The sequence below is a fragment of the Tsukamurella sp. DT100 genome (assembly GCF_049844855.1).
Taxonomy (GTDB): domain Bacteria; phylum Actinomycetota; class Actinomycetes; order Mycobacteriales; family Mycobacteriaceae; genus Tsukamurella.
In genome coordinates this window covers 285,202-306,583 of the sequence record NZ_JBNCLV010000003.1, presented here as the reverse complement: position 1 = coordinate 306,583, position 21,382 = coordinate 285,202, and the positions used below count along the sequence as shown (strand labels likewise).

Genomic DNA, 21,382 nt, shown 5'->3' with positions numbered 1-21,382 from the left:
GCGCCGCGGCCGCGAGGCCGCGCGCCTCCCTAGCTCAGTGGTAGAGCACCGCTCTTGTAAAGCGAAGGTCGTCGGTTCAATCCCGACGGGGGGCTCCACGAAAGGAGCGACGATGTCCACCACCGTTCAGGTCGTCCTGATCACCGCGCTGGTGCTCGGCCTCGTCGCCATGGTCTTCGGGCTCGTGTACCTCTGGAACTCCAAGGTCGAGGGCACCGCCCGCGAGCAGAAGATCGACGGCTTCTTCGACCGGCTCAGCGATCGGTTCTTCGACCGTTGATGTGAAAGATCGACGCCGCTGCGCCGTTTCGCGGACATGAGGTCGGCGGGTCGCGGCGATGCGGCGTCGATCTTTCACTCGGCGGTCAGCCGCGCAGGGCGGAGGCGAAGATGCCGGGCAGCTTCAGCCACGAGGGCTTCGCGGCGAACTCGGTGAGCCGGCGGCCCGTCGTCGCGCCGGTGCGGTTGGTGACGAACCACGGCGGCTTCGGCGACATCGACAGCTCGCCGCCCGCGAACGAGCGGGGCGACGGGCGGAAGGGACCGCGCACGACGGTCCGCTCCACGTCGTCGAGCAGCAGCGCGTTGTGGACGACGCCGATGCCGCTCTGCACGTCGTCGATGGTGTGGCCGGGGAAGGCGCCCCACGACGCGCGGGCGGTGAGGTAGCCGACGCCGGTCCAGGCGTTCACCGCGATGGTGCCGTAGCGCAGGTCCGCGATCGCGCGATCGAACACCGAACCGAGGGCCTTGATGGTCGCGGGGTCGGCGACGATGTTCACGCCGAGGGTGCCCTCGAAGTCCTCGTTGGCGGCACGGACGGCCGTCGAGAGGAAGCCGGCTGCGTCGCCGGGGAGTTCGAGCACGCCGTAGACCGGCGCGAAGTACTCGGTGTGCAGCGCCTCCTCGGTCCGGTCGGCCTGCAGGCCGAAGACGAGGGTGCGGGCACCGTCGGGCCCGACGGCCTGCGCCCGCTCGCCGTACCCGGCCCGGGCGGCGGCGACGCGATCGGCCGAGCCCGGGTAGTAGTCGCGGCGCGACGGTGCGCGGTCGAAGGCCTCGCGCAGCTCGCGGAGGAACTCCTCCTTCTGCGGCCAGTCGGCGCTGATCACGGCCACCTGCGAGGCGACGCAGTTGTAGCCGTTGTTGTGCAGGCGCTGCGTGGCGAGGTGCTCGGCCTGGAACCGCAGGTCGGCGGCCGACCACTCGCCCGGCACGACGATGGTCGGCGAGACGCCGCCGAGCTCGCTGGTGATCGTCTTGTCGAGCAGCGGCCGGTTCTCGGCCTTGCGCTGCGCCCCTTCGGAACCCGTGCCGAAGACGATGGCGTCGTGGGTGCGGGCGCTGCCGGTCATGTGCACCGTCGTGATGCCGGGGTGGTTGACCAGGGCCCCGCCCACGTCGGCGCCGCCGGTCACGATCCGGACCACGCCGTGGTCGATGAGCGGCGCGAAGGCGGCCTTGTAGGTGTCCAGCAGCGGGTCGGTGACCGGGTTGAGCTTGAGCAGCACCACGCGGTTGTCGGCATAGAGCTGGTAGAGCGTGTCGAGCGGCGGGATGGAGAAGATGTTGCCCGCGCCGAGCACCCCGGCGATGCCGTGGGTCACCGTCGGATCGAGGGAGCCGAGGCCGGCGCGGTCGCGGACCGACGCGGCGTCGACGCCCGAGACGGTCCAGACCTGCGCGCTGAACCCGCTGAGCAGGAGCTGGTCGAAGGCGCTGTGCGGCAGCACCTCGACGGCCGAGCGGCCGCCGGGCGCGGGGCTGATGGTGAAGCCGTCGACGGGGCTGCGGCCCTCCTCGAGCGCCGCCAGCGAGGTCGCGAGGGCCTCGCAGGCGGTGATCACCGAGTAGGGGCCGGAGAGCCACTCCTCGCCGAGCAGCGTGGAGTCGGCGGGCAGGCCCTTGATGCCGGCGGCCGCGTCGACCCACTGTTGCGCGACGGCCGCGGTGGCCGCGCGCACCTCGTCGAGCAGGGCGCGGCGCCCCGCGAGGGTCGTGGCGGCCCAGGTGCGCTCGCCCTGCTGCAGGTCGGCGACGGCGGCGTCGAGGACTGATTCGGTAGTGGTCATGGGCTCTCCGGTCTCCGTACGGCCCCGGGGTGAGCCGGGTCACTGTTCCCCTTCGAGTCTGACCGCCCACGGCGCCGCGGGCATCGTGCCGGAGTTCCGCCTGCACACGGGCACTGTTGTGCTCACGCACAACGACCGGACGGGGACTGGCGGCTACCATCGAGGGGTGTCGACGATCACAGCACCGTCCGGTGCCTCCCCCGCGGAGTTCGCCCGGCTGCTGGTGGACGACGTGGACGCGCTCGCCGACGAGCTGGTGGAGCGGATCCTCACGGGCGAGCACGCCTACGCCGAGAGCACGCTCATCACCCCGGACGAGCTCCGCGAGGCTGTGCACGCGAACCTCGAATCGGTGCTGCGGCAGCTGGGCGGCGACCCCGAGGAGGACCTGCACGCCGCCCGCGCCACCGGCCGCCTCAAGGCCGAGTACGGCTTCCCGCTGGCCGCCCTGCTGCACGCCTACCGGCTGGCCGGGCGCCTCGTCTGGGACCACATGCGCGCCGCGTGCGTCGACCACCCCGAACTGCTGCCCGACATCGGCGGCGACGTCTGGCGCATCATCGACGACTACTCGACCGCTGCCGCCGAGGAGTACGGGCGCGCTGTCGCCGACCGCACCACCCGGCACACCGAGCTGCTCCGCGTGGAGCTGCGCGCCCTGCTCGACGGGGTGCTCGAGCCCGGCCGCCTGCACGCCGCGGCGCAGACGCTGCAGCTCCCCGCGACCGGGACCTTCCTCGTCGTCTGCGCCGAGGCAGGCGCGGACCCCGCCGCGAGCGGCGCGGGCGAGCCGTACGCCGGCATCGACCGCCGGCTCCGGGACCGGCTCGTCGCCGCGCACTGGATGTCCGACGTGCAGACCCGCATCGGACTGCTGAGCCTGAGCACCCCGCACGTGCTGCCGCAGGTCCTGGAGTTGCTGCGCACCGAGGCGACCGGACGTGTGGGCATCAGCGCGCCCTTCACCTCGCCGCTCGACGCGCGCGACGGGCTGCGGCAGGCGGAGCTCGCGATGGCCAGCCTGATCCCCGGCGAGGCGGCGACCGAGACCTACGGACAGTCGGCGCTGCCGCTCGCGCTCGCGCACTCCCCGGCCGCGGCGCGGGAGCTGCGGGACGCGGTGCTCGGCCCGGTGCTCGCGCTGCCGGAGGCCGACCGCGACGCCCTCATCGCCACCGTCCGGGCCTGGTTCGACTGCGGCGGTTCGCTCGTCGCCACCGCGGAGCGGCTGCACTACCACCGGAACACGATCAACCACCGGCTCCGCCGGATCGAGCAGCTCACGGGCCGGGACCGCTCCGACCCGCGGGCCGCCGCGGAGCTGTACGCCGCGGTCCTCGCGGACCGGCTGTTCGGCCGCAGCTAGGCACCGGATCAGGCGAAACGTCCCGCTGGCGTCGGACCATCCCTACAATCAGTCATACGACCGACTTTATTGCGGCGCTCGCCGCGGAACGGAGACGCCATGACGGACCGGCCCGAGGCGCACTCCCAGGCGCAACCCGACGAGCACACCGTCGAGGAGCGCACCGTCGTCGTGGTCGGGGCGGGCGTCGCCGGCCTGCGCACCGCGCTCGACCTGCACGACCGCGGCGTCGACGTCCTCGTCCTCGAGGCCGCGCCCCGCGTGGGCGGCCGCGTGCTGACCGAGACCACCGCGCTCGGCAGCCACGTGGACCTGGGCGGACAGTGGATCGGCACGGGCCACCACCGGTTCACCGCGCTCGCCGCCGAGTACGGCGCGCAGGTCTTTCGGATGGAGACGCCCCGGCTCCCGAGGCTCGTCGACGGCCCGCGGACCGTCGGCGTCACGAGCCCGACATTCCTGCTCGCCGGCGCCGCGCTCGCCGCGTGGGAGGGCCTCGTCCGCCTCGGAGGGCCGCACATCGGGCGCGACGTCCTCGTCGCAGACCTGCTGCGCCGCGTCCCGGGCCGCGCCCGCCGGCTCCTGCGGGTGCTGTTCGAGATCGCCTCCACCGCCGATCCGGAACGCCTCACGCTGCGCGACTTCGCCGCCACCGTCCGCACCATGGAGGGCCTGACCACCGCCATGACCACGCGGGGCGGGGCGCAGGACTCCCTGGTGGTCGACGGTGCCGGCACCCTCGCGGTCCGCATGGCCGCGCGGCTCGGGGACCGCGTCCGCACCGAGAGCCCCGTGCTCGCGATCCACCGCGACGACGCGGGCGCGACGGTGCACACCGCCACGGGCGCCGTGCGCTGCCGCCGCGTCGTGGTCACCGCACCCCCGCCGATCGCCGCGGCGATCGAGCACCGTCCGGCCCTGCCCGCCGAGCGCGCCCGCGCCGAGCGGGGCATGTACATGGGCTCGGTGTACAAGGCGCTCGCCGTCTACGACCGGCCGTTCTGGCGCAAGCGCGGCCACGCCGAGCTGATCGCGATCGACGACCCGGGGGTGGGCGTCTTCGACACCTCGCCCCCGTCGGCCGACGGCCCCGGGCACCTCTGCCTGCTGGTCGGCGGCACCGATGCGCGCACGCTCGACGGCCTGAGCCCGGCGGACCGTCGGGACGCGTTGCTCGGGCGCCTCGCCCACCACCTCGGCGACGCCGTGCGCCGCCCGGCGGGCTGGCACGAGAAGTCCTGGCACCTCGACGAGTACGTCGGCGGCGGCTACCTCGCCTTCCCCGACCCGGCCGCGGGCGGGATGCCCTTCCCCCTCGGCCACGCGCCCGCGGGCGCCGTGCACTGGGCCGGGACGGAGACCGCCGGCGAGCACGCCGGGTACATCGAGGGCGCCCTCGAATCGGGCGAGCGGGCGGCCGCGGAGGTGCTCGCCGCACTGGGCTGAGACGGGCGCGGGCGCGGCACGGATCCGACGCGGATCACAGCGCCGCGAGGGGGCCGGAAACCGGCGTGATCTGGCACAGTAACGAACGAGGTCCGTGCCACGACACCGACGTGTTACCCCCGAGGAGGTGCCCCACCGTGAAGCCCGCGTTCCGCGATCGCCTCGCGCACGCAGTCCAGGCCCTGACCGGCCGGAACGCTGCCACCGTCGACACCGCCGGAATGCCGGTCCTGACGCCGCTGCAGCCCGTCGACCTCCGCGACAACGAGACCGTCGGCGAGGTCCTCGAGGTCGCGATGAAGGTCGGCGAGGTGCTGCTGGACTCCGGGACCGGCGCCGTCGACACCGAGGCGCAGGTGCGGTACGTCGCCGCGACCTACGGCATCGACGACGTGACCGTGAGCGTCACCTACAACGCGATCACCGTCTCCGTGCAGCGCGGGCGCGGCCTGCCCCCGTCGACCTACATCCGGATGGTGAGCCACCGGTCCCTCGACTACACGCGGCTCTCCCAGGTCGACACTCTGGTGCGGCGGATCGGCCGCGGGCGCATCCGCCCCGACCAGGCGCTCGCCGCCCTCGAATCGATCATGACCGCCGGGCACCCCTACCCGCGCGCCGTCGCGACCTTCGGCTGGGCGCTCATGGCCGGCGCGCTGACGCTGCTCCTCGGCGGCGCCCCCGCGCTCGCGGCGGTCGCCTTCGTCAGCACCGCACTGATCTACGCCGTCAACGTGCGGCTGAGCCAGTGGGGGCTCCCCTACTTCTTCCAGCAGGTCGTCGGCGGCTTCCTCGCGACGCTGCCGGCCGCGCTGATCTACCGGCTGTCCGTCGAGTACGGGTGGGACGTGCAGCCCTACCGGGTGATCGTCGCCGGGATCATCGTGCTCATGGCGGGGCTGTCGCTGGTCGGCTCGGTGCAGGACGCGATCACCGGGGCGCCGGTGACGGGCGCGGCCCGGTTCTTCGAGGTCGTCGTGTTCACCGGCGGCGTCGTGGCCGGCGTCGGCATGGCCCTGAGCGTCACCGCCCAGCTCGGCGCGACCCTGCCGCCGCTGCAGCAACAGCCCTTCGACTACGCGCCGCTGCCGATCTTCGTCGCCTCGTCGGGCGTGGCCGCGGCCGCCTTCGCGCTGGCCGGGTACGCGCAGATCCGGGCGCTCACCGCGTCCTTCCTCGCGGGCTGCGCGGGCGCCGGCGTCGCGGGGTCCGTCCTCAACCTGGGCCTCGGGCCCATCGTCTCGTCGACGGTGGCCGCCACCGTCGTCGGCCTGGCCGGCGGTCTCCTCGCCCGACGGGCCGTGGTCCCCCCGCTCATCGTCGCCGTCGCGGGCATCACGCCGCTGGTCCCGGGCCTCGCCGTGTACCGCGGACTGTCCGAGCTGATGGAGGGGCAGACGACCTCCGCGCTGACCAACATGGCGACCGCGCTCACCGTCGGCTGCGCGCTGGCCGCGGGCGTCACGCTGGGCGAATGGGTGGCCCGCACGCTGCGCCGGCCGCACCTCCCGCCGACCCTGCGACCGCGCATCGGGGGCATCACGTTCCGCCGGGTCCGCGACTGAAACGTTTCGCAGGTAAACTGTCCTTGCTCGTCAATTCCCGAACGAAGGTGCGTTCATGCCCCCGAAGACCACGCAGGACATCAGCGAAGACGAACTCGAGCCCGTAGCGGACGAGACGGCTTACCAGGCCCAGCGGGTCGTCGCTGCGTACGCGGAGGACGCCGACGAGTGCCGGATGCTGCTGTCGATGCTGGGCATCGGCCCCAAGGAGGCGTAGCCCACTCATGGCCGCTGCGGCGTTCGGATCATCTGATTTCATCGTCGTGGCGAACCGGCTTCCGGTCGACGTCGAGAAGGCGCCCGACGGGACGCTGACCTGGAAGGAGGCCCCCGGCGGCCTCGTGACCGCCCTCAAGCCGATCCTCAGCGCCCGCAACGGCGCGTGGGTCGGCTGGCCCGGCGCCCCGGACGTCGGCGGCGAGCCGATCGAGGGCGAGGACATGCTCCTCGTGCCGGTCAAGCTCAGCGCCCAGGAGGTCGAGGAGCACTACGAGGGCTTCTCCAACGGCAGCCTGTGGCCGCTGTACCACGACGTCATCGTCAAGCCCGAGTACCACCGCGAATGGTGGAACACCTACGTCGAGGTCAACCGGCGCTTCGCGGAGGAGACCGCCAAGGTCGCGGCCGAGGGCGCCACCGTCTGGGTGCAGGACTACCAGCTGCAGCTGGTGCCCAAGATGCTGCGGATGCTGCGGCCCGACGTGAAGATCGGCTTCTTCCTGCACATCCCCTTCCCGCCCGTCGAGCTGTTCATGCAGATGCCGTGGCGGCGCGAGATCATCGAGGGCATCCTCGGCGCCGACCTCGTCGGCTTCCACCTGCCCGGCGGCGCGCAGAACTTCCTCTACCTCGCCAGCAAGCTCGCGGGCTACGCGACGAGCAAGAACTCGATCGGCGTGCGCTCGAAGTTCGGGGTGGTCACCGTCGGCTTCCGGTCCGTGCGGGTGGGCGCCTTCCCCATCTCCATCGACTCCGCCGACCTCTCCGCGACGGCGAAGCTGCCCGAGACGAAGCAGCGGGCGCGGGCCCTGCGCAAGGAACTCGGCAACCCCGAGAAGATCCTGCTCGGCGTCGACCGGCTGGACTACACCAAGGGCATCGACGTGCGGCTGCGCGCGATCGGCGAGCTGTACCAGGAGGGCCGCCTCGATCCGGAGCGGCACGTCTTCGTGCAGCTGGCGACCCCGTCGCGCGAGCGCGTCGAGTCCTACAAGGTGATGCGCGACGACATCGAGCGGCAGGTCGGCCGCATCAACGGCGACTTCGGCCGCATCGGCCGGCCGGTGATCCACTACGTCCACCGCCCCGTGCCGCGCCGCGAGCTGCTCGCCTTCTTCGCCGCGGCCGACGTCATGCTCGTGACCCCGCTGCGCGACGGCATGAACCTGGTGGCCAAGGAGTACATCGCCTGCCGCAACGACTCCACGGGCGCACTGGTGCTCAGCGAGTTCACCGGCGCCGCCGCCGAGCTCCGCCAGGCCTACCAGTGCAACCCGCACGACCTCGAGGGCGTCAAGAACGCCATCGACGAGGCCGTGCACCAGGAATCCGAGGACGGCAAGCGCCGCATGCGCACCATGCGCCGCCAGGTCCTGCAGTACGACGTCGACCGCTGGGCCCGCTCCTTCCTGCAGACCCTCGCCGGCACCGTCGACGAGACGCCCGCGTGAGCCTGCCCGCCGAGCTGTCGCAGGCGCTGACGCGGTTCGCCGGGCTGCCGGCGGTGCTCGTGGCCACGGACTACGACGGGGTCGTCGCGCCGATCGTCGCCGACCCCGCCGCGGCGTTCCCGCTGCCGGGGACCGTCGCCGCGCTGGAGTCCCTCGCGGGGCTGCCCGGCATGACGGTGGCGCTCGTCTCGGGCCGCGACCGCGCGACGCTGGGAAGGTTGTCCGGAGCGGGTGAGCCGATCGTGACCGTGGGCAGCCACGGGGCCGAGTGGGACGAGGGCTTCGAGGGGGCCCTGACCGCCGACCTGGTGGAGCTGCGGGCGACGGTGCTGTCCGGCCTCACCGCGATCGCCGAGCGTTTCCCCGGCGCGGCCGTCGAGCCCAAGCCGCTGGGCGCGGCGCTGCACGTGCGCAACGTCGTCGATCCGTCCGCGGGGCCGGTCGCGTTGGAGGAGGCCCGACGGGGCCCCGCCGCCCTGCCCGGCGTGCACGCCACCGACGGCAAAGCCGTCCTGGAGCTGACGGTGCTCGACGCGTCCAAGGGCCGCGCGCTGCAGACGCTCCGCGAGCGCACCGGCGCCGCCGCTGTGCTGTACCTCGGCGACGACGTCACCGACGAGAAGGCCTTCGCGGTGCTCACCGAGGCCGAGGACGTCTCCGTGAAGGTGGGCGACGGTGCCACCGCCGCCCGCTTCCGCGGCGCCGGGCCCGCCGCCGCGCGGTCCGTCTTCGAGGAGCTGCTCGCGCTGCGTCGCGGCTGAGTCTCGTCGAAGCTCCGCCGGAGGCGGGTGCGTCTCCGCGGCAGGCCATGCGCGGTACGCATGGCTGGGATCGCCGGGCCGGGTGCATGTGCGGTGGCCGCCGACCGCGCCGCGCAGTCGTCCCCCGCGCCGCGCCGATCCGCGGACCCCGCATTCGGTCCCCCACCACACGCCGCTCGTGGAGCAGGGGCTCGGCCGACCCCCACGCGGCGTTTCCCTCCCCCACCGCACGCCACACACTTCCCGTGGGGGTACGGGCCGTCCCCCGCGCCACGTTCCCTCCCCCACCCGCAGCCGCGCACATCCGACGGGCGGCGGCCCCTGACCGTGCGGTGCGGCCGTCCCGTGGCGGCGCGGGCACGGGTAGCCGGCTCGGAGGGCATGCGCGGGACGCATGCCCTCTGATTCAGAAACACCGCGTGAACTGCGAATTCATCAGGCATGCGTGGCGCGCATGACTCTCGCGCAGCAACACCGCCCCGCCGAGCAGCGGGGAGGCGCGGCTCAGGCGATGGGGATCAGCGCATGGGGGTCGTCGTAGGGCAGGGGCGCGGCGGACTCGGCGGTCACCGTCAGGCGGTCGAAGCGGATGGAGCCGCCGTGGTTGTCGAGGAAGGCGATGTCGGCGGCGTCGCGGCCGGTGGCGATGCGCACCATCGCGCCGCGCGGGGCGAGCCCGGTCCCGTCGAGCACCCACCAGCGGCCGTCGACCATCACCTCGGCGACGGCGTGGAAGTCCATCGGGTCGCAGCCCGGCGCGAAGACCGCGCTCATCCGGGCGGGCATCTTCAGGGCGCGGAGCAGCGCGATCGTCAGGTGGGCGTAGTCGCGGCAGACGCCGGCGGAGGCGAGCAGGGTGTCGGAGGCACCGTCGACGGAGCGGCTGGCGCCGGGCAGGTAGTCGAGCCGGTTCGCCACGAACTCCCGCACCGCCACAGCACGTTGTGCATCCCCGATCACGCCCGCGAACTGCTTCGCGGCGTAGCCGTAGAACCGGTCCACCTCGCAGTAGCGCGAGGGCCGCAGGTACAGCGACCGCAGGTACGCGTCGCCGGGCTCCGGCGCCGCGAAGCCCGCGACCTGCGCGTGGTACTCCAGCAGCACCGTCCCGGGCCCGGCGTCGACGCGGTGGATGCGGCCGCCGTGCGGCCCGACGACCTCGTGGACCGGCAGGGGCGCACCGTCGAGCGTGACGACGAGCGACTCCTGCACCTGCAGGCCCGGCACCCGTGCGACGGTGGCCTGATACTCCAGCACGGTGGGGGCGAGCACGGTGCACGCCACCCGCGCGGACATCCTCCGCGCGCCGGGGATCACTAGTTCTTCGACAGCGCCGACATCGATTGCCACGTCGGCCAGTCTAGGGTCCAGTCGTAGATGTCCCCGTCCGCCTCCGAGAGCTCGATCGACGTGCCCGTGACCTCGACCGGATCGCCGAACAGCGCGCTCTCGAAGTAGCGCTGCGCGTCCTCGAGGGAGAGGTTGATGCAGCCGTTGGTGACGTTCGACGCGCCCTGGTTCCCGACGGTGTTCGGGTTGGCGTGGATGAACTCGCCGTTGTTGGAGATCCGCACCGCCCAGCGCTCGCGCACGTTGAAGTACCCGGCGGCGGGGTTGGACATGGCGAAGTCCTCGTGCTTCTCGCTCACCACGTGGATGCCCGAGCGGGTGACGTTGCGCGGCAGGTCGCCCTCGCCGTACGAGCAGGGCAGGTCGAGGTGCACCTGGTCGCCGCGCATCACCCGGATCCGGTGCGACGGTGCCGAGGCCTTGACGATCTGCGACCGCCCGACGACGAAGTCGCTGGTCACGTCGCTGGCGCCGTACTGGCCGCCGCCGTGGTCGAGGCCGTAGAGCTTGGCGTTCATCGCCACCTTGGTGCCGGGCGCGAAGTACGCGCGCGGGCGCCAGTGGGCGCGGGAGCCGTTGTCCTCGGGCAGCCAGGCCCAGGCGCCCTCGGTGTGCGGGGTCGTGGTGACCTCGAGGGCCTTCTCGACGGCCGCCTTGTTCTCGACGGTGCCCGCGAACTTGAGGATGAGCGGCGCGGCGATGCCGACCTCGGCACCGTCGGCGATGTTGACCTGAACGGACATCGTCGCGTCGGGCGAGACGACGGAGACCTCGCCGTCGAGGCTCGACCAGGTGCCGCCCTCACCGTCCGCGGCGCCGGACCAGCGGTAGGTGGCGCCGAAGCCGAGGGGCTCGCTCGTCGAATAGGTCACACCGTCGGGCGACGCGGTCAGTTCGACCTTTTTGCCCGATTGGGTGTTGGTCAGCGCGACGCCCGGACGGAAGGTGCCGCCGCGGACCCGCACGGAGACGGTGTCGCGGGGGCCGATCTTCTTCCCGGCCCCGGGGGCGTACTCGAAGGTGGGAGCATCGGCCCTGGTCTCACCGATGCCGCCGTCGCGGGTGCAGGCGGTCGCGGCGACGGCCACCGTCGCCGCGGCACCGCCGAGGAAGGCACGCCGACGCACGGGCGCGCGAAACATGTCGAACACCGTATGAATTCTACTGGCGCAGCGGGGGAAGCTCCGCACCCACGAGCACGGGCTCGGGCCGCAGCTCGACGCCGAACCGGGCGAACACCCCATCCCGGACCTCGCCCGCGAGGGCGAGCAGTTCCGCCGTCGTGCCGGTGCCGCGGTTGGTCAGCGCGAGGGTGTGCTTCGTCGACAGCGAGACTCCCGTGCGGCCACCGTCGTAGCCCTTGCCGAAGCCGGCCCGCTCGATCAGCCAGCCCGCGGAGAGCTTCACGCCGTCGGGCGCGGGGTACTGCGGCGTGCTCTCTCCCGTCGCCTCCTCGATGCGCCGCACCGTCGCGGCGGCGGTCGCGGCCGGCACGACGGGGTTGGTGAAGAAGGAGCCGACGCTCCAGGTGTCGTGGTCGGCCGGGTCGAGCACCATGCCCTTGCCGCGGCGCAGCGCCAGCACGTGCTCGCGCGCGAGTGCCGGGTCGACGGTGGCACCGGGCTCGGCGCCCAGGGCCCGCGCGAGCTCGCCATACCGGACGGGGGCCGACGCACCGTCGGACAGGGCGAACCGCACCCGGAGCACGACGTCCGCCGGGCCCGAGGTCGCGTCGTGCTGCTTGAGCCGCGACGTGCGGTAGGCGAGGCCCAGCGTCTCGGGCGCGACCCACGCGGTCTCGCCGGTGGCGCGGTGGAAGAGCTCGACGGCATCGAGCCACGCGGACACCTCGACGCCGTACGCGCCGACGTTCTGCACGGGCGTCGCGCCCGCGGAGCCTGGGATGCCGGAGAGGCACTCGAGGCCGCCGAGTCCGGCGGCGACGGACGCGGCGACGACGTCGTCCCAGACGGCGCCCGCGTCGGCGGTGAGCACCGTGCCGTCGATCGTGATCGCGTCGTGCGCGAGGTGCACGACGGTGCCGGCGAAGCCCGCGTCGGAGACCACCAGGTTGGAGCCGCCGCCGACCAGCAGCACGGGCTCGCCGGCGGCGTCGCAGCGCGCGACGGCCTCGGCGACCGCGGCGGCGGAATCGCAACGCAGGTAGGCGCGGGCGGGGCCGCCCAGGCGCAGCGTGGTCAACTCCGATAGCAGTTCAGGCACCCCGCAACGGTAACGTGTCCGGCTATGACCACCCGTCTCGAGCGCTCGCTCGACTACGCCACCAGTCCGGCCGCGCTGCACGCCGCGTTCACCGACGATGCGTACTGGCCCGCCCGCGTGGCCGAGGTCGGCGGCGAGGGCGCCCGCGTCGCGGAGCTGTCCATCACCGGCGAGGGCGCCGCGCGCTCGGTGCGCGTGCTCGTGGTGCACGTGATCGGCGAGGACAAGCTGCCGCCCGTGGTGACCGCGATCCGCCCCGGCGGGCTGGAGATCCACCGCGTCGAGGAGTGGGGCCCGTTCGACGGCACGCGCTGCCAGGGCGCCTTCTCGGCCGAGATCCAGGGCGTTCCCGCGCAGCTGTCGGGCACGGCCGTCCTGGAGGCGGGCCCCGACGGGGCGCGCATCACCGCGGACGGCGAGGCCAGCGTGTCGATCCCGTTCGTCGCGAAGAAGGTCGAGTCGCTGGTGGTCGAGAACCTGCAGGAGCTCATGGAGAGCGAGCGGGAGTTCACCCTGCAGTGGATCGCGGAGCATCCCTGACCGGTAAGGTTCCCCCACATGGCACGACGTCTCAGCTACTCGGCGCGCTTCCCGTTCCCCGCCGACGTCTTCTACAACGCGTACTCCACCAAGGAGTACTGGACCGAGAAGATGACCGACTTCCGGAACCTGACCCCGCTGTCGGAGCTCTCCGAGTTCGACGTCGACGACGAGGGCATCACGGTCGTCCAGAAGCAGAACCTGCCGCACGAGTACCTGCCGCCGATCGCGCAGGGCGTCGTGAAGAAGGACATGATCATCACGCGCGAGGAGTTCTACGGCGCGTGGGACGGCGAGAGCTCGATCGGCGACTACAAGGCGTCGATCCCCGCGGGGCCCGGCTCGCTCAAGGGTGAGGCCTCGCTGTTCAACACCGAGACCGGCTGCACCATGCGGTACACCACCGTGGTGAAGGTCTTCGTGCCCTTCGTCGGCACCAAGCTCGAGCAGCTCATCCTCATCAACCTCGTGGACCTGTTCCGCGCCGAGGCCGAGTACCTCAAGTACTGGGTCGACAAGAACCACTGACCGCTGTGCCCTCGCCCGAGGGCCGCATCACCCGCGGCACCACCGGCCTGAACCGGCTGCGGCGCAGCGACCGCTGGTCGGTGCACTCGCCGCTCGTGGCCGCGGCGTTGGGCGGGCCGTCGCCGCTCGCCGTCGACGTGGGCTACGGCGCGCGCCCGAACACCACCCTCGAGTGGGCCTCCTGGCTGCGGCGCGTGTCGCCGACGGTGCGCGTGACGGGCCTGGAGATCGATCCCGACCGCGTGGTCCCCGGCCGCGACGGCGTGGAGTTCGCCCGCGGCGGCTTCGAGCTCGCGGGCCTGCGCCCGAACCTGGTGCGCGCCTTCAACGTGTTGCGGCAGTACGACGAATCCGAGGTGGCCGACGCCTGGGCGATGGTCACCTCGCGCCTCGCGACCGGCGGGGTCTTCGTCGAGGGGACGTGCGACGAGCTGGGCCGACGGTGCTGCTGGCTCACCCTCGACGCCTCCGGCCCGCGGACGCTCACGCTGGCCTGGCACCCCGGGTACACCGACCGTCCGTCGGACCTGGCCGAGCGGCTGCCGAAGGCGCTGATCCACCACAACGTGCCGGGCGAGCGGATCCACACCCTGCTCGCGCTGGCGGATCGCTGCTGGGACGAGGCCGCCGGTTACGCGCCCTACGGCAACCGGATCCGCTGGCGCGCGGCGGCCGCCGCGCTCGCCGCCCGCACCGATGGCGCGGCCCGCCCGCCCCGTCGCCCGGTCCGCGACAACCTGCTCACGGTCGACTGGTCGTTCGTCGCGCCGTAGCGGCTCACGATGTCGACGTCCGCGGCATCGGAGGCGTTCTCACGCACGCGCGTCGCCGTAGAAGTCGACATCGTGAGGCAGGAGCAGCTCGTCTCGGCGCGGCGTCCCGTATCGAGCGCGAGTCAGTAGTGTGGTGCGCATGACATCGCTGACCGTCGCGCTGGCGCAGATCGAGGCCACGACCGACCCGGCGGCCAACGCCGCGCTGGTCGAGGACGGTCTGCGGCGCGCCGCGGAGACGGGGGCGGCCCTCGCCGTCTTCCCCGAGGCCACGATGTGCCGGTTCGGGGTGCCCCTCGGGCCGGTCGCCGAGCCGCTCGACGGGCCGTGGGCGACGCGCGTCGCCGAGGCCGCGCGGGCGACGGGCGTGCACGTCGTCGCGGGCATGTTCACCCCCGCCGCCGACGGTCGCGTCCGCAACACACTGCTCTCCGTCGCTCCCGACGGCACCCGCACCGCCTACGACAAGATCCACCTCTTCGACGCCTTCGGCTTCGCCGAGTCGCGCACCGTCGAGCCGGGCGATCACGCGGTGCTGATCGACGTCGCCGGGGTCACCGTGGGACTGAGCACCTGCTACGACCTGCGCTTCCCCGCCCTGTACCAGGGGCTCGCCGACGCCGGGGCGCAGGTCATCGTCGCGCCCGCCTCGTGGGGCGACGGCCCCGGCAAGCTCGACGCCTTCACCACGCTCGCCCGCGCGCGGGCGCTCGACTCGACCACCTACGTCGTCGCCGTCGACCAGGCGCGGCCGTCCGACCCGGAGCCCGGCACCGCGCCGCGCGGGGTGGGCGGCTCGCTCGCCGTCGGGCCCGACGGTGCCGTGCTCGCCTCCGCCGGCGACGGGCCGGAACAGATCGTCGTCGACCTGCCGCTCGCGCGCGTCGACGAGGTGCGGGCCGCGCTGCCCGTGCTCGCCAACCGCAGGGACTTCACCGTCGCCACCCAGGGATGAGGAACAATCTAACGCCGATGGACACGAACCCGAACGCCCCGCAGAACCCCGGCCCCCCGAACGGCCCGCAGGATCCGAACCTGACCCGGCCGATGGCCCCCGCCGACCGGCAGCAGCAGGCACCGCAGCAGCAGCCCCAGCAGCCGCCGGCGCAGCAGCCCCAGGCACCGCAGGGCCCCGGCCCGCAGGACGGCCTGACCCGCCCGATCGAGTCCGCGGCGCGGCCCTCGGGTGCGCACGCGCGCCAGGAGCCGGGCCAGCAGCCGCCCGTGCCGCCGGTGCCGCCCACCCAGATCCCGCCCGGCGGACCGTCGGGCCAGGGCGGACCCGCCAAGCCCGCCAAGCAGCGCTCCACCGGCAAGCTCATCGGCCTGGCGGCCGCGGGCCTGGTGGCGGTGCTCGTGATCGTGCTCGTCGGCTCCGAGCTGTACATCCGCAACCACGTGCAGAACTGCCTCGCGGACAACATCAAGAAGGGTACGAGCGCCAACGACGTCAAGGTCAGCTTCGAGAAGACGCCGATGCTGATCCAGAACGCGAGCGGCAAGATCCCGTCGATCGACATCCAGGTCGACGGCATGCAGGGCACCGCCGGGCTCAACGCGCACCTCCTGCTCAAGGGCGTCGAGCCGAGCGGCGACAACAAGATCGACGACGCGACCATCCTCGGCACCTTCACCGCCGACGGCATCAAGAACAAGGTCGTCAGCTCGCAGGTCATCTCGGACCCGAAGGTCACGCTGAACACCGCCGCGAACCAGATCGAGATCAGTGGCACCGCCGTGATCCTGCCGGTCACCGTGAACCTCAAGCCCACCATCAAGGACAACAAGGTGGTGCTCACGGCGAGCAAGGCGTCGGTCTTCGGCATCGGCGTCCCGGACGACCTGGCGCAGCAGCTGATCACCGCCGTCGCCGACATCCCGACCCCGAAGGGCCTCACCGCCAGCGACCTGAAGATGACCGACGAGGGCATCTCGCTGCGCTACTCGGGCCAGAACGTCCTGCCGAAGGACATCGAGAGCGGCTCCGACGTCGGCGCCACGAACTGCTCGGTCGTCTAACGACGATGGCCATGGACGCCCCGGTCGGCCAGGTGGTGCACGTCGTGCGTGAGTTCAGCGCGGATCCACCTGCCGCACTGGGGCTGCCGACCCGGCTGACCGCGGCCGCGAAGGCGATCCTCGGCGCCGGGCTGGCGCTCGCCACCCTCGGCGTCGCCGTCCTCGTGTACCAGCTCTGGGCGGCCGACGATCCGCCCGGCCTCTGGTTCCAGCTCCTGTTCACCGCCTTCCCCGGCCTCGTCCTGGTCGGGTTCTGGTTCGGTTACCTCGCCTCCTTCGGGGACGCGGCGAAGGAACGGGACGTCGAGCGGCGGTGGGCCGACCTGCGCGGCACCGCCCGGCTCGGCCACGGCACCGTCGACGACCGGCGCGTGCGCACCTCGGACACCGGGGGCGTCACCGCGTTCGTCCTCGAGATCGTCGGCGACGGTGCGCCCTTCTCCGCGCAGTGGCGGTCGACCGGCGAGGAGCTGCTCCAGCCCCAGGTCCCGGGCGTCGGCTCGCCGGTGCGGGTCTGGCGCACCACGCCCGACGGTCCGCTGCTGGCCGAGGTCCTCGACCCGACGGTGGTGCGGCCGTGAGGGCGCCGCGGCCGGACCTGAAGCTGCGGGTGCGCTGGGCGGTGCTGCACGGGCTGCCGCGCTACGCGCTGCCCCGCCGCGCGGCCCGCGGCGACACCATGGCGGAGATGCTCCTCGGCTACAGCGGCGCGCCCGGCGGCCAGTACGAGCGGCTCGACCGGATCCGCGAGCAGGGCCGGATCATCGGCACCGAGGCCGGCGCGGCGACGGCGGATCACGCGCTGTGCCAGGCCGTGCTGCGCGACCCGCGGTTCGCGACCATCCAGCCGAAGGACTTCGGCTTCCCGCGGCCGCTGATCCCCGTCCTCGAGCGGTCCGACCCGCACCTGCCCAACCCCGTCGAGCCACCGTCGATGCTGGTGACCGAGCCCCCGGCGCACACCGCGTACCGGCACCCCATCGCGCGGACCTTCACCCCCAAGGCGATCGCCACGCTGACCGACCGCGCGCGGACGGTCAGCGAGGAACTCCTCGACGAGCTCGCCGCGGCGCCCCGCCCCGACCTGGTCACGGGCTACGCCGCGCGGCTGCCCGTCACGATGATCGGGCGGCTGCTGGGGCTGCCCGAGGCCGACGACGAGTACATGCTCGAGTGGGGCGAGGCCGCCGCGCCGCTGCTGGACCCGGGCCTCGACTGGCCCGTCTACCGGCGCGCCCAGCACGCGCTGCGCGGCCTCGACGAGTACCTCACCGCGCACTTCGCGCGGGTTCGCGCGAACCCCGCCGCGGACGATCCCTTCGCACTCCTCGCAGCCTCCGGCGAGCTCACCGATCACGAGCTGGTGACGAACGCGGCGCTACTCATCGGCGCGGGCTTCGAGACCACGGTGAACCTCATCGGCAACGGCGTCGTCGCGCTGCTGGAACACCCCGCGCAGCTGGAGCGACTGCGCGCCGAGCCCGAGCTGTGGCCGAACGCCGTCGAGGAGATCCTGCGCTACTCCAGCCCCGTCCAGCGCACCGCCCGCGTCGCGCGGGAGGCCGGCGAGATCGAGGGCTTCGCCTTCGCCGAGGGCACCGTCGTCTCGCTGCTGCTGGCGGGCGCGAACCGCGACCCCGCCGTCTTCGACCGGCCGCACGAGTTCGACGTCGCGCGGCCCGAGGCCAAGAAGAACGTCGCCTTCGGCTACGGCATCCACGCCTGCATCGGCGCGGCGCTGGCCCGGATGGAGGGCGTCGTCGCCCTGTCCGCACTGTTCGAGCGGTATCCGGGCCTCGCGCTCGACGGGCCCGGCACGCACCGCGGGCTCTCCACGCTGTACGGCTGGGCCTCGCTGCCCGCGAAGCTCGCCTGAGCCCGACGGGGCCGGGCGGCACCGTCGGGCAGGCGGACCGAGCGCTACTCGGGGAAGCCGGCGAGCACCGCGCGGCTGCCGGAGAGGCCGAGGCGGTTGGCGCCGGCGTCGATCATCTCCTGCGCGGCCTCGGCGGAGCGGATGCCGCCCGAGGCCTTGACGCCCACGTCGGGCCCGACGGCCGCGCGCATGAGCGCCACCGCCTCCGCGGACGCGCCGCCCGACGGGTGGAAGCCGGTGGAGGTCTTGACGAAGGTCGCGCCGCCCTTGACGGACCGCTTGCACACCTCGGCGAGCAGGTCGGCGTCGCCGAACTCGAGCAGCGCCGCGGACTCGACGATCACCTTGAGCACGGGGTCGGCGCCGATGGCCTCACGGACGGTCAGCACATCGGAGAAGACGCGGTCCAGCTCGCCGGCCAGCGCGAGCCCGACGTCGATCACCATGTCGACCTCGTGCGCGCCCTCCTCGATCGCCATCCGCGCCTCGGCGGCCTTGATCAGGGTGTGGTGCTTGCCGGAGGGGAAGCCCGCGACGACGCAGACCTTGGGCGCGCGGCGATCCGCCTCGTGCGCGTCGATCGCGGCGCGCAACGGCAGCATCGACGGGGAGAGGCAGACGGCGTAGACGCCCAGGTCCAGCCCCTCCGCATAGGCCGCGGCGGCGGCGGCCTCCGTGGCCTCGGGCTTGAGCAGCGTGTGATCGACGAGGGCGGCGACTTCGGAGCGTGTGAGCACGTCTGAGACGATACCGGGCGTGACCCGCGATACACGCTATGTGCTCACGCTCGGCTGCCCGGACACCACCGGCATCGTCGCGCGCATCTCGACCTTCCTCGCCGACGTGGGCGGGTGGATCGTCGAGGCGGGGTACCACTCCGACGCCGACTCCGGCTGGTTCTTCACCCGTCAGGCCGTGCGCGCGGACAGCGTCGCGATCCCGCTCGACGAGCTGCGGGCGCGGTTCGAGGCCGAGGTCGTCGCCGAGCTCGGCCCCGAGACCGAGTGGCGGCTGACGTCCAGCGCCGAGCCCAAGGACATCGTCGTGCTGGTCAGCAAGGAGGGGCACTGCCTGCACGACCTCGTCGGCCGGGTGGCGACGGGCGAGCTCAACGCGCGGATCGCCGCGGTGATCGGCAACCACGAGGACCTGCGCGACTTCGTGGAGCGCCTCGACATCCCCTTCCACCACGTGCCCTTCCCCGGCGCGGGCGAGGACAAGTCGGCGGCCTTCGCCCGCGTCGCGGAACTCACCGACGCGCTGAACCCCGACGCGGTGGTGCTGGCGCGGTTCATGCAGGTGCTGCCGCCGGAGCTGTGCGAGGCGTGGGCCGGGCGGGCGATCAACATCCACCACAGCTTCCTGCCGAGCTTCATCGGCGCGCGGCCGTACCACCAAGCCTTCGCGCGCGGTGTGAAGCTGATCGGCGCGACCTGCCACTACGTGACGGCGGACCTCGACGCGGGCCCGATCATCGAGCAGGACGTCGCGCGCGTCGACCACGCCGACGCCGCGGCCGACATGGTGCTCCGCGGCCGCGACATCGAGAAGGTCGTGCTGGCCCGCGGCCTGCGCTGGCACTTGGAGAACCGCGTGCTGGTGCACGGCCGCAAGACCGTCGTCTTCTCCTGACCCGCTCCCCGCGATTGAACGATGTTTTGGAGAGTCCGACCTGCGGTTTTCCTCTCCAGAACGTCGTTCAATTCCAGACGGGGTGCTACTTTCCGACGGGGTGCTACTCCGGCGCCCCGGAGGCGACGGGGCGACCGTCGAGGATGGAGTCCAGGAGGGCGTTGAACTTCTCCGGCTGCTCCAGCGGCAGCATGTGGCCGGAGTCGCGGATCACGGCGAAGCGGTCCAGCTTCCCGGCGACGCGGAGCTCGCCGGCGATGATGTCGGCGTCCGCGGGCGGGGTGAGGTGGTCGAACTGGCCGACCGCGACCGACGTGGGGATCGTGATCTTGCGCAGGCCGGCGGTGACGTCGACGTTCGCGAGCACGTGGCCCCACTCGGCGCGCACGTCCGACGGGCAGGAGGCGACCATGTCCTCGGTGTACTTGACCGCGCCGTAGGAGGCGTAGCCGCACAGCGCCGTGTAGCGGATCACGGCCGTGTGCGCGCGGTTGTGCCGCACCTTGACGTTGGCTCCGAGGACCCCGTCGCCGACCTTCTGGGTGAGCCGCGGCGCGACGCGCGGGAGCGCGGCGAGCGGCGTGGCGCCGGCGAACCCGGCGACGGCGTCGCGAGCGTAGGTGGAGGCGAGCACCGCGTGGTGGGCGCGCTCGGCGACCTCGTCGGTGTACTTGTCGGCCCAGGCCATGATGGTGATCGCGCCCATGCTGTGCCCGACGAGCAGCGCCTTCTTGCCCGCCGGCACGTGGGCGGCGAGGACGGCGTGCAGGTCGTCGGCGAGGACGCCGGCGGAGAACGCGAAGGCCCCCGCCTCGGACTCGCCGTGGCCGCGCTGGTCGTAGGCCACGACACGGTAGCCGCGGCTGACGAGGTGCTCGACCTGCCGCGGGAAGTTGGCCAGGTTGCAGGTCCAGCCGTGGATGAGCACGGCGATCGGACCGTCGGCCGGGCCCCACACCCTGGTGTGCAGGCGGGTGCCGTCGCCGGAGACGACGACGCCGTCCTCGTGCGCGCCGTCGTAGTCGTCGATCAGCTTGGCGTTCGCCGGCTCCGCCGGGGACGACAGCGCGTAGGCGGCGACGCTCGCGGCGATGGCGGCGGCACCGGCGCCGAGGGCGCCCGCGGCGCCGACGACGAGCTTCCTGGAGATCTTCATGCGAGCAACCTTACTAACTAATACTCAATAGCGCGGGCGGCGGATCTCGTCGAGCTTGGGCTTCACGTCGAGGAGGTAGACCAGGATGCCGACCGCGCCGATCACCGTGCCCATGTAGTTCAGGCCCGCCAGCACGAGCAGCAGGCTCGCGACCAGCGTGATCACCCAGTAGTTCTTCTGCCACTTCCCCGCGGCCGTGAAGGCGTCGGCGGGAGCGCGCAGGGCGTGGATGAGGCAGAAGGCGCCCGTCGCGAGCAGCGCGACCGTGATCACGAGCGACGCGAGCAGGCTGAGGGTGCCGAATCCGTAGAGGAGGACGTCCATGACACCAGCCTAAAGGTCGGGCGCCCGGCGGCCCGTCCGCCGGGGGGCCGGGGGGGGGCTGTGCCTTTCGCGGCATACACG

22 protein-coding genes and 1 tRNA gene are annotated in these 21,382 nt (G+C 72.9%); 16 read left to right on the top strand and 7 right to left on the bottom strand.

Annotated elements, in window-relative coordinates:
- Positions 1–23 precede the first annotated feature (23 nt).
- A tRNA-Thr gene (locus ACLQ3K_RS08615) sits at positions 24–98 on the top strand.
- Between the two features lie 14 nt (positions 99–112).
- Positions 113–280 (top strand): hypothetical protein, encoded by a 168-nt coding sequence (locus tag ACLQ3K_RS08610; protein ID WP_425998577.1) that lies wholly within the window; start codon positions 113–115, stop codon positions 278–280.
- A gap of 85 nt (positions 281–365) precedes the next feature.
- On the opposite strand, the gene ACLQ3K_RS08605 is transcribed toward ACLQ3K_RS08610, so the two are convergent.
- Complete coding sequence (locus tag ACLQ3K_RS08605) at positions 366–2,072, bottom strand: aldehyde dehydrogenase family protein (RefSeq protein WP_425998575.1); 1,707 nt, start codon at positions 2,070–2,072, stop codon at positions 366–368.
- 166 nt (positions 2,073–2,238) lie between these two features.
- On the opposite strand from ACLQ3K_RS08605, the gene ACLQ3K_RS08600 reads away from it, so the two are divergent.
- From ACLQ3K_RS08600 to otsB, 6 genes are all read left to right on the top strand, one after another.
- Positions 2,239–3,438 (top strand): PucR family transcriptional regulator, encoded by a 1,200-nt coding sequence (locus ACLQ3K_RS08600; RefSeq protein ID WP_425998573.1) that lies wholly within the window; start codon positions 2,239–2,241, stop codon positions 3,436–3,438.
- A gap of 99 nt (positions 3,439–3,537) precedes the next feature.
- On the top strand, positions 3,538–4,884 hold the full coding sequence (locus tag ACLQ3K_RS08595; protein ID WP_425998571.1) for a flavin monoamine oxidase family protein: 1,347 nt from the start codon (positions 3,538–3,540) through the stop codon (positions 4,882–4,884).
- 137 nt (positions 4,885–5,021) lie between these two features.
- The gene (locus ACLQ3K_RS08590) at positions 5,022–6,449 is read left to right on the top strand and encodes a threonine/serine ThrE exporter family protein (protein ID WP_425998569.1); all 1,428 of its coding nucleotides are present in this window, start codon (positions 5,022–5,024) and stop codon (positions 6,447–6,449) included.
- 55 nt (positions 6,450–6,504) lie between these two features.
- The gene (locus ACLQ3K_RS08585) at positions 6,505–6,666 is read left to right on the top strand and encodes a hypothetical protein (protein ID WP_170181081.1); all 162 of its coding nucleotides are present in this window, start codon (positions 6,505–6,507) and stop codon (positions 6,664–6,666) included.
- Positions 6,667–6,673: 7 nt separating this feature from the next.
- The gene (locus ACLQ3K_RS08580) at positions 6,674–8,119 is read left to right on the top strand and encodes an alpha,alpha-trehalose-phosphate synthase (UDP-forming) (RefSeq protein WP_224649780.1); all 1,446 of its coding nucleotides are present in this window, start codon (positions 6,674–6,676) and stop codon (positions 8,117–8,119) included.
- Positions 8,116–8,880: a trehalose-phosphatase gene (otsB, locus tag ACLQ3K_RS08575; RefSeq protein ID WP_425998566.1), complete on the top strand. Its 765-nt coding sequence runs from the start codon at positions 8,116–8,118 to the stop codon at positions 8,878–8,880. The genes ACLQ3K_RS08580 and otsB overlap by 4 nt, the downstream gene beginning before the upstream one ends.
- Before the next feature lie 504 nt (positions 8,881–9,384).
- On the opposite strand, the gene ACLQ3K_RS08570 is transcribed toward otsB, so the two are convergent.
- Genes ACLQ3K_RS08570 through ACLQ3K_RS08560 form a run of 3 tightly spaced genes read right to left on the bottom strand, consistent with a single transcriptional unit; the run spans position 9,385 to position 12,453 of the window.
- Positions 9,385–10,230 carry a transglutaminase-like domain-containing protein gene (locus tag ACLQ3K_RS08570; protein ID WP_425998564.1) on the bottom strand — a complete coding sequence of 282 codons (846 nt, stop codon included), beginning with the start codon at positions 10,228–10,230 and terminating at the stop codon, positions 9,385–9,387.
- Entirely contained in the window at positions 10,197–11,372 is a 1,176-nt protein-coding gene (locus ACLQ3K_RS08565) for a L,D-transpeptidase (protein WP_224649798.1), read from the bottom strand. Before ACLQ3K_RS08565 ends, ACLQ3K_RS08570 begins: the two co-directional genes overlap by 34 nt.
- 19 nt (positions 11,373–11,391) lie before the next feature.
- Positions 11,392–12,453, bottom strand: a complete 1,062-nt coding sequence (locus ACLQ3K_RS08560) for a UDP-N-acetylmuramate dehydrogenase (RefSeq protein ID WP_425998562.1) — start codon at positions 12,451–12,453, stop codon at positions 11,392–11,394.
- 24 nt (positions 12,454–12,477) lie between these two features.
- Between ACLQ3K_RS08560 and ACLQ3K_RS08555 the strand changes: the two genes are divergently transcribed.
- The 7 genes from ACLQ3K_RS08555 to ACLQ3K_RS08525 all read left to right on the top strand — a co-directional run bounded on the left by ACLQ3K_RS08555 (position 12,478) and on the right by ACLQ3K_RS08525 (position 18,189).
- On the top strand, positions 12,478–12,993 hold the full coding sequence (locus ACLQ3K_RS08555) for a DUF2505 domain-containing protein (protein ID WP_425998560.1): 516 nt from the start codon (positions 12,478–12,480) through the stop codon (positions 12,991–12,993).
- 18 nt (positions 12,994–13,011) lie between these two features.
- Positions 13,012–13,521, top strand: coding sequence for a DUF2505 domain-containing protein (locus ACLQ3K_RS08550; protein ID WP_425998558.1), 510 nt, complete (start codon positions 13,012–13,014; stop codon positions 13,519–13,521).
- A 5-nt stretch (positions 13,522–13,526) separates the two neighbouring features.
- The gene (locus ACLQ3K_RS08545) at positions 13,527–14,294 is read left to right on the top strand and encodes a class I SAM-dependent methyltransferase (protein ID WP_425998556.1); all 768 of its coding nucleotides are present in this window, start codon (positions 13,527–13,529) and stop codon (positions 14,292–14,294) included.
- A gap of 148 nt (positions 14,295–14,442) precedes the next feature.
- Entirely contained in the window at positions 14,443–15,249 is an 807-nt protein-coding gene (locus tag ACLQ3K_RS08540) for a carbon-nitrogen hydrolase family protein (RefSeq protein WP_425998980.1), read from the top strand.
- 17 nt (positions 15,250–15,266) lie between these two features.
- Positions 15,267–16,313, top strand: a complete 1,047-nt coding sequence (locus ACLQ3K_RS08535; RefSeq protein ID WP_425998554.1) for an LmeA family phospholipid-binding protein — start codon at positions 15,267–15,269, stop codon at positions 16,311–16,313.
- Between the two features lie 11 nt (positions 16,314–16,324).
- Positions 16,325–16,894, top strand: a complete 570-nt coding sequence (locus ACLQ3K_RS08530; protein WP_425998552.1) for a hypothetical protein — start codon at positions 16,325–16,327, stop codon at positions 16,892–16,894.
- Positions 16,891–18,189 carry a cytochrome P450 gene (locus ACLQ3K_RS08525; protein ID WP_425998550.1) on the top strand — a complete coding sequence of 433 codons (1,299 nt, stop codon included), beginning with the start codon at positions 16,891–16,893 and terminating at the stop codon, positions 18,187–18,189. Before ACLQ3K_RS08530 ends, ACLQ3K_RS08525 begins: the two co-directional genes overlap by 4 nt.
- 44 nt (positions 18,190–18,233) lie before the next feature.
- Here ACLQ3K_RS08525 and deoC read toward each other — a convergent pair whose 3' ends face one another.
- Entirely contained in the window at positions 18,234–18,938 is a 705-nt protein-coding gene (gene deoC, locus ACLQ3K_RS08520; RefSeq protein WP_425998978.1) for a deoxyribose-phosphate aldolase, read from the bottom strand.
- Positions 18,939–18,945: 7 nt separating this feature from the next.
- Here deoC and purU point away from each other — a divergent pair, with 7 nt between their 5' ends.
- Positions 18,946–19,821, top strand: coding sequence for a formyltetrahydrofolate deformylase (gene purU / locus ACLQ3K_RS08515; protein WP_425998548.1), 876 nt, complete (start codon positions 18,946–18,948; stop codon positions 19,819–19,821).
- 103 nt (positions 19,822–19,924) lie between these two features.
- Here purU and ACLQ3K_RS08510 read toward each other — a convergent pair whose 3' ends face one another.
- Together ACLQ3K_RS08510 and ACLQ3K_RS08505 are read right to left on the bottom strand one after the other, a co-directional pair.
- On the bottom strand, positions 19,925–20,977 hold the full coding sequence (locus ACLQ3K_RS08510; RefSeq protein ID WP_425998546.1) for an alpha/beta fold hydrolase: 1,053 nt from the start codon (positions 20,975–20,977) through the stop codon (positions 19,925–19,927).
- 24 nt (positions 20,978–21,001) lie between these two features.
- A complete protein-coding gene (locus tag ACLQ3K_RS08505) occupies positions 21,002–21,301 on the bottom strand; it encodes a DUF2516 family protein (RefSeq protein ID WP_224651762.1) in 300 nt (99 codons plus the stop codon).
- Positions 21,302–21,382: the final 81 nt, after the last annotated feature.

What these genes read in the sequence shown, in the direction of transcription:
- ACLQ3K_RS08510 (WP_425998546.1), bottom strand. Translation starts at nt 20,977, where the DNA reads ATGAAGATCTCCAGGAAGCTCGTCGTCGGCGCCGCGGGCGCCCTCGGC.
- ACLQ3K_RS08610 (WP_425998577.1), top strand. Translation starts at nt 113, where the DNA reads ATGTCCACCACCGTTCAGGTCGTCCTGATCACCGCGCTGGTGCTCGGC.
- ACLQ3K_RS08505 (WP_224651762.1), bottom strand. Translation starts at nt 21,301, where the DNA reads ATGGACGTCCTCCTCTACGGATTCGGCACCCTCAGCCTGCTCGCGTCG.
- ACLQ3K_RS08555 (WP_425998560.1), top strand. Translation starts at nt 12,478, where the DNA reads ATGACCACCCGTCTCGAGCGCTCGCTCGACTACGCCACCAGTCCGGCC.
- ACLQ3K_RS08565 (WP_224649798.1), bottom strand. Translation starts at nt 11,372, where the DNA reads ATGTTTCGCGCGCCCGTGCGTCGGCGTGCCTTCCTCGGCGGTGCCGCG.
- ACLQ3K_RS08605 (WP_425998575.1), bottom strand. Translation starts at nt 2,072, where the DNA reads ATGACCACTACCGAATCAGTCCTCGACGCCGCCGTCGCCGACCTGCAG.
- ACLQ3K_RS08535 (WP_425998554.1), top strand. Translation starts at nt 15,267, where the DNA reads ATGGACACGAACCCGAACGCCCCGCAGAACCCCGGCCCCCCGAACGGC.
- ACLQ3K_RS08530 (WP_425998552.1), top strand. Translation starts at nt 16,325, where the DNA reads ATGGACGCCCCGGTCGGCCAGGTGGTGCACGTCGTGCGTGAGTTCAGC.
- ACLQ3K_RS08595 (WP_425998571.1), top strand. Translation starts at nt 3,538, where the DNA reads ATGACGGACCGGCCCGAGGCGCACTCCCAGGCGCAACCCGACGAGCAC.
- ACLQ3K_RS08580 (WP_224649780.1), top strand. Translation starts at nt 6,674, where the DNA reads ATGGCCGCTGCGGCGTTCGGATCATCTGATTTCATCGTCGTGGCGAAC.
- ACLQ3K_RS08550 (WP_425998558.1), top strand. Translation starts at nt 13,012, where the DNA reads ATGGCACGACGTCTCAGCTACTCGGCGCGCTTCCCGTTCCCCGCCGAC.
- ACLQ3K_RS08585 (WP_170181081.1), top strand. Translation starts at nt 6,505, where the DNA reads ATGCCCCCGAAGACCACGCAGGACATCAGCGAAGACGAACTCGAGCCC.